The sequence below is a fragment of the Streptomyces sp. NPDC058291 genome, assembly GCF_042880855.1.
GTDB lineage: Bacteria > Actinomycetota > Actinomycetes > Streptomycetales > Streptomycetaceae > Streptomyces.
Window position 1 is genome coordinate 1 of record NZ_JBHVYK010000160.1, and the last position, 6,336, is coordinate 6,336.

4 protein-coding genes are annotated in these 6,336 nt (G+C 76.3%); 3 read left to right on the forward strand and 1 reads right to left on the reverse strand.

The genetic code is table 11. The features are described from left to right. Positions 1-180 precede the first annotated feature (180 nt). The gene (locus ACFVYK_RS37570; protein WP_389781229.1) at positions 181-2,343 is read left to right on the forward strand and encodes a primosomal protein N'; all 2,163 of its coding nucleotides are present in this window, start codon (positions 181-183) and stop codon (positions 2,341-2,343) included. A 341-nt stretch (positions 2,344-2,684) separates the two neighbouring features. Here ACFVYK_RS37570 and ACFVYK_RS37575 read toward each other — a convergent pair whose 3' ends face one another. Next, positions 2,685-3,260, reverse strand: a complete 576-nt coding sequence (locus ACFVYK_RS37575; protein WP_389781230.1) for a hypothetical protein — start codon at positions 3,258-3,260, stop codon at positions 2,685-2,687. Between the two features lie 281 nt (positions 3,261-3,541). Here ACFVYK_RS37575 and fmt point away from each other — a divergent pair, with 281 nt between their 5' ends. Next, positions 3,542-4,474, forward strand: a complete 933-nt coding sequence (fmt, locus tag ACFVYK_RS37580; protein WP_389781231.1) for a methionyl-tRNA formyltransferase — start codon at positions 3,542-3,544, stop codon at positions 4,472-4,474. A 242-nt stretch (positions 4,475-4,716) separates the two neighbouring features. Then, the gene (locus tag ACFVYK_RS37585) at positions 4,717-6,144 is read left to right on the forward strand and encodes an RsmB/NOP family class I SAM-dependent RNA methyltransferase (RefSeq protein WP_389781232.1); all 1,428 of its coding nucleotides are present in this window, start codon (positions 4,717-4,719) and stop codon (positions 6,142-6,144) included. The last annotated feature ends 192 nt before the right edge of the window (positions 6,145-6,336 follow it).

Below are 6,336 nucleotides of genomic sequence, written 5' to 3' on the forward strand. Positions count from 1 at the left end.
CGCCTCCGCCGACCGGGTGAGGGCCTCGGGAGCCGACGTCGTCGTGCGGGGCTGTGCCTGGGCCGGTCCGCACCCGTCACTCCCGCGCCCACGGCGGTGCGCGGGCAGCCCGAAGGGATGCAGAGCCCGTGCGGGGCGCGCACACGACCGTTGTCAGCGGTGTTTGGTAAGAATGCAGGCGTGAGCAGCGAGAACGGGCAGGGGGGCGGTGGGGCGGCCGCGCAGGGCGCGCCGCCGGAGCAGCTCGCGCTCATCCGGGAGAGCGTGCGGCAGGCGAAGACGCCCCGGGCCAAGCCCCGGACCTGGCGGGGAGCCGCGCTGGCCGAGGAACTGCCGGTCGCGCGGGTGCTCGTCGACAAGGGCGTGCTGCACCTGGACCGCTACTTCGACTACGCCGTCCCGGCCGAGCTGGACGCCGACGCGCAGCCCGGCGTCCGGGTCCGGGTGCGGTTCGGGGCCGGGCGGGGGCGCGTGCGCGACGGGCGGCGCGAAGGGGGCGGGCTCATCGACGGGTTCCTCGTCGAGCGGCTCGCGGCCTCGGACTACTCGGGACCGCTCGCGGCGCTCGCCCAGGTGGTCTCGCCCGAGCCGGTCCTGGGTCCGGAGCTGCTGGGTCTGGCGCGGGCCGTCGCCGACCGGTACGCGGGGAGCCTGGCCGACGTGCTGCAGCTCGCCGTGCCGCCCCGCAACGCGCGGGCCGAGCAGCGACCCTCCCCGGCGCCGCTGCCGCCGCCGGAAGCGCCGCAGGCCGGCACGTGGGCCCGGTACGAGCGGGGCGGCGCGTTCCTGGAGTCGCTGGCGTCCGGGGGCGCGCCGCGGGCCGTGTGGAACGCGCTGCCCGGGCCCGAGTGGAGCGACGAAGTGGCCCGGGCCGTGGCCGCCACGCTCGCTTCGGGGCGCGGGGCGCTGGTCGTCGTGCCGGACGGACGGGTCGCCGCGCGGGTCGACGCGGCGCTGACGGCCCTGCTCGGGGAGGGGCGGCACGCGCTGCTCACGGCGGACGCCGGGCCCGAGAAGCGGTACCGGGAGTGGCTGGCGGTGCGACGCGGGTCCGTGCGCGCGGTCGTCGGAACGCGTGCCGCGATGTTCGCGCCGGTTCAGGACCTCGGGCTGGTCGCGCTCTGGGACGACGGGGACGACAGCCACAGTGAGCTGCACGCCCCGCAGCCTCATGCGCGGGAGGTGCTGCTGCTGCGGGCCGCCCAGGACAAGTGCGGTTTCCTGCTGGGGGGTTGGAGCTGCACCGTGGAGGGCGCCCAGCTCGTGGAGAGCGGATGGGCGCGACCGCTGGTCGCGGGTCGGGAGCTCGTGCGGCGGGCCGCTCCGCTGGTGCGGACCGTGGGGGACCAGGACCTGGCGCGGGACGAGGCCGCCCGGGCCGCCCGGCTGCCCACCCTCGCCTGGCAGGCGGTCCGCGAGGGGCTGCGGCACGGGCCTGTCCTCGTGCAGGTGCCCCGGCGGGGATACGTGCCCAGGATGGCGTGCGCGCAGTGCAGGGCGGCGGCCAGGTGCCGGCACTGCTCCGGACCGCTGGAGGCGCGGGACGGGGACGCGGGCGGTGTGCTGTGGTGCGGATGGTGCGGGAAGGAAGAGAGTGCCTGGCACTGCCCCGAGTGCGGCTCGTTCCGGTTGCGGGCCCAGATCGTGGGGGCGCGCCGGACCGCCGAGGAGCTGGGGCGGGCGTTTCCGGCCGTGCCGGTGCGCACGTCGGGGCGCGAACAGGTGCTGGACACCGTTCCGGCGACGCCCGCGCTCGTCGTGTCCACGCCCGGTGCCGAGCCGGTGGCCGGGGGCGGGTACGCGGCCGCGTTGCTGCTGGACGGCTGGGCCATGCTCGGACGTCCCGACCTGCGGGCCGGGGAGGACGCCCTGCGTCGCTGGATCGCCGCCGCCGCGCTCGTGCGCCCGCAGGAGGCCGGGGGCACGGTGGTCGTCGTCGCCGAGCCGACCCTGCGGCCCGTGCAGGCGCTGGTGCGTTGGGATCCGGTGGGGCACGCCGTGCGCGAGCTCGCCGAGCGGGCCGAGCTCGGCTTTCCGCCGGTGTCGCGGATGGCGTCGGTCTCCGGGACCGCGCAGGCGCTGGCCGCCTTCCTGGGGGCGGTCGAACTCCCTCGGGAGGCGGAGCTGCTCGGGCCGGTCCCGATCCCGTCGGTCCCCGCCGGCCGGCCCCGACGACCGGGGGCGCCGCCGCCGGGGGAGCAGTGGGAGCGGACGCTGATCCGCGTGCCACCGGGCCGCGGCGCCGCGCTGGCCGCCGCACTGAAAGCGGCACAGGCGGCCCGGATGGCCCGAGGCGGCGAGGAAGCGGTGCGGGTGCGGATCGATCCGCCGGACATCGGATAGGGCCTGGCGGCCTGCGGCCTGGCGGCCTGGCGGCCTGGCGGCCTGCGGCCTGGCGGCCTGGCGGCCTGCGGCCTGGCGGCCTGGCGGCCTGCGGCCTGCGGCCTAGCGGCCTCCTGTCGCCGTCCGCCGCCGTCTCGGCTGGCGTTTGCAGCCGGCCGTCTGAGGCGGTGCAGGGCAGGGGGGCAGGCGGCGGGAGACGGGAGCCGAGGAGGCAGGAGGCAGGAGGCAGGAGACAGGCGGCGGAAGATGGACCCGGGGGCGGGAGACGGAGCCGGGGGTGTGCGGCTGCCCTCTCGGGTGTGGCCGAGAGGGCAGAGGGGGTGGGGTGTTCGGGCGGGGCTTCAGCCGTTGCGGGGGCTCGGGAAGGCGGTCGGCCTTGCCTCGTCGCGCAGGGCCGGGCTGCCGGCCGTCGGCTGCGTCGGCATCGAGCGGGCGGCCGGGACCGTGGGGACCGTCGGGATGGCCGTGTTCACGCTGAGGGTGCGGGCGACCGCGGGCTCCGGCGGGCGCTCGGCCTCGGCCGTGGCCGTCGCGGCGCCCGTACCCGTGACCGTGGCGGCCTGGGCGGTCGCGCGGCGGGCGCCGTAGCGGCGGTGGACCGCCTGCTTGGTGACCCCGAGCGCGGAGCCCACCGCGTCCCACGAGAAGCCGAGTGAACGGTCGAAGTCCACCGCCGCGGTGACCAGCGTCTCGACGCTGTCGCGCAGTTCCTGGGCGAGGCGGACGGTGGGGGCGGGCGCGCGTCCGTAGACGACGAAGCCCGTGGAAGGACCGGAACGGCGCGGGCGGTAGACGTTGCCCAGCTGGGCGGTGAGGGTGCGCAGCGCGTCCACCTGCCGGCGGACCCGCTCGATGTCCCGCACCAGCAAGTGCAGGCTGGCCCGGGCCTGGGCGTCGTGGGTTGCATGGTCGGCCATGAACAAGCCTCTCGAACCGGCGTTGAAGAAGGTGTGGTCAACAAGGTGTGGTCAACTCTTTCTTGACAACGCGGATCCGCTCCGCTGGTCACGGCGTGGGGGCGTATGGGCATATGCGTACGCCCCTGGGACAAGGTGCGCGCGGCTTCTCCTCCCTGGGCTCCTCGCTGGCGGCGACCCGTCCCGTCGGGCGGGGGAGAAGGCCGCCGGGGCGGCTCCGGCGGTCGTCATAAACTTGTGTGCTGCCCGCCGTCCGCCCCTCCGAGAGGCACCGCCCACTCATGAAGCTCGTCTTCGCCGGCACCCCCGAGGTCGCCGTTCCCGCCCTGGACGCTCTGATCGCCTCCGGGCGGCACGAGGTGGCCGCCGTCGTCACGCGCCCCGACGCGCCCGCCGGCCGGGGGCGCAGGCTGGTCGCCTCGCCCGTCGCCCAGCGCGCCGAGGAGGCCGGGATCGAGGTGCTGAGGCCCGCCAAGCCCCGGGACCCGGAGTTCCTGGAGCGGCTCGGGGAGATCGCGCCGGACTGCTGTCCGGTCGTCGCCTACGGAGCGCTGCTGCCGAGGGCGGCGCTCGACATCCCGGCCCACGGCTGGGTCAACCTGCACTTCTCGCTGCTGCCGGCCTGGCGCGGGGCGGCTCCCGTGCAGCACGCCGTCATGGCGGGCGACGAGATCACCGGCGCCTCCACCTTCCTCATCGAGGAGGGGCTCGACTCGGGGCCGGTGTACGGGACGGTCACCGAGGAGATCCGGCCCACGGACACCAGCGGCGACCTGCTCACCCGGCTCGCCTTCGCCGGCAGCGGGTTGCTGGCGGCGACGATGGACGGGATCGAGGACGGCGCCCTGAAGGCCGTGCCGCAGCCGAGCGACGGGGTCACCCTCGCGCCGAAGATCACCGTCGAGGACGCCCGGATCGACTGGGCCGCACCGGCCCTGCGCGTCGACCGCGTCGTCCGCGGCTGCACGCCCGCCCCGGGGGCGTGGACCGTCTTCCGCGGCGAGCGGCTCAAGCTCGTCCAGGTCCACCCCGTCCCCGAGCGGACCGATCTCGCGCCGGGCGCGCTGGCCGTGGGCAAGAACAGCGTGCACGTCGGCACGGGCTCGTACGCGGTCGAGCTGGTGTGGGTGCAGGCTCAGGGCAAGAAGCCGATGCGGGCCGCCGACTGGGCGCGAGGCGTCCGCATCGGGGACGGCGAGATCGTCGGGGTCTGATCGTGGGGGCCGACGGCGAGATCGTCGGGGTCTGGCCGCGGCGGCCGACGGCGAGATCGTCGGGGTCTGGTCGCGGGGGCCGCGCCTTGAGGGCGTAACGGTCCTGCACGGGTCCCGGAGGCGGTCGGGGCAGACCGAGCGAGGTGCGGGTCCGCCGGCCCGCCCGCCCCTCGGGCCGGTCCGGTGTGCCCGCCGACGTACGCTTGACGCGTCTTCCCTCCTGCAATCCGGAGCACCTTTTCGTGAGCGAACAGCCCCAGCGTCCCCGTAAGTCGGGCAAGCCCTACCGCCGGCCCCAGAAGGACCCCGTCCGCCTCCTCGCCTTCGAGGCGCTGCGGGCCGTGGACGAGCGGGACGCCTATGCCAACCTCGTGTTGCCGCCGCTGCTGCGCAAGGCGCGCGAGAAGGAGGGTCCGGACAAGTTCGACGCGCGGGACGCGGCCCTCGCCACCGAGCTGGTCTACGGAACACTGCGTCGCCAGGGCACGTACGACGCCGTCATCTCCGCCTGCGTCGACCGGCCGTTGCGCGAGGTCGATCCGCCGGTTCTCGACGTGCTGAGCCTGGGCGCGCACCAGTTGCTGGGGACCCGCATCCCGACCCACGCCGCCGTGTCCGCCTCGGTCGACCTGGCCCGGGTGGTGCTCGGCGACGGACGCGCCAAGTTCGTCAACGCGGTGCTGCGCAAGGTCGCGGCGCACGATCTGGACGAGTGGATCGAGAAGGTCGCCCCGCCCTACGACGACGACCCCGAGGACCACCTCGCCGTCGTGCACTCGCACCCGCGCTGGGTCGTCTCCGCGCTCTGGGACTCCCTCGGCGGCGGTCGGGCCGGCATCGAGGACCTGCTGGAGGCCGACAACGAGCGGCCCGAGGTGACGCTCGTCGCCCGGCCCGGGCGGGCCACGACCGAGGAGCTGCTCCGGGAGGAGGCCGCGGTCGCCGGCCGCTGGTCGCCGTATGCCGTCCGGCTCACGGAGGGCGGCGAGCCCGGCGCCATCGACGCCGTGCGGGACGGGCGCGCGGGCGTGCAGGACGAGGGCAGCCAGCTCGTGGCGCTCGCGCTGGCCAACGCACCGCTCGACGGGTCCGACGCGAAGTGGCTGGACGGCTGTGCCGGACCCGGTGGCAAGGCCGCGCTGCTCGCCGCCCTCGCCGCCGAGCGCGGAGCCTTCCTGCTGGCCTCGGAGAAGCAGCCGCACCGGGCCGGCCTCGTCGCCAAGGCCCTGGCCGGCAACCCCGGGCCGTACCAGGTCATCGCCGCCGACGGGACGCGGCCGCCGTGGCGGCCGGGCTCCTTCGACCGGGTGCTGGTGGACGTGCCGTGCACCGGGCTCGGCGCCCTGCGTCGACGGCCCGAGGCGCGCTGGCGTCGCCGGCCGGAGGACCTCGACGGGTTCGGGCCGCTGCAGCGCGGGCTGCTGCGGACGGCTCTCGAGTCCGTCCGGGTCGGGGGCGTCGTCGGCTACGCCACCTGCTCGCCGCACCTCGCCGAGACCCGGGCCGTCGTCTCCGACGTCCTCAAGCAGCACGCGGGGGCCGAGCTGATCGACGCGCGGCCGCTGCTGCCGGACGTGCCGGCGCTGGGGGACGGACCCGACGTCCAGCTCTGGCCGCATCTGCACGGGACGGACGCCATGTATCTGGCGTTGATCAGGAAGACCGGCTGAGAGCGGACGGGACGGGCTGAGGCCGGAGGAGGAGACCGGCCGAGGTCGGAGGAGACCGGCTTGGGGTCGGCTCAGGTGTCGGCCGAGACCGGCGGACGTCGGGCCGGGTCGGGTCGGGGCGGCCGGCGTCGGCCGGGGGCCGCTGACACCGGCGCGGGTCACGACGGAGGCCGGCCGCACACGCGCTGTGTG

What these genes read in the sequence shown, in the direction of transcription:
- ACFVYK_RS37575 (WP_389781230.1), bottom strand. Translation starts at nt 3,260, where the DNA reads ATGGCCGACCATGCAACCCACGACGCCCAGGCCCGGGCCAGCCTGCAC.
- fmt (WP_389781231.1), top strand. Translation starts at nt 3,542, where the DNA reads ATGAAGCTCGTCTTCGCCGGCACCCCCGAGGTCGCCGTTCCCGCCCTG.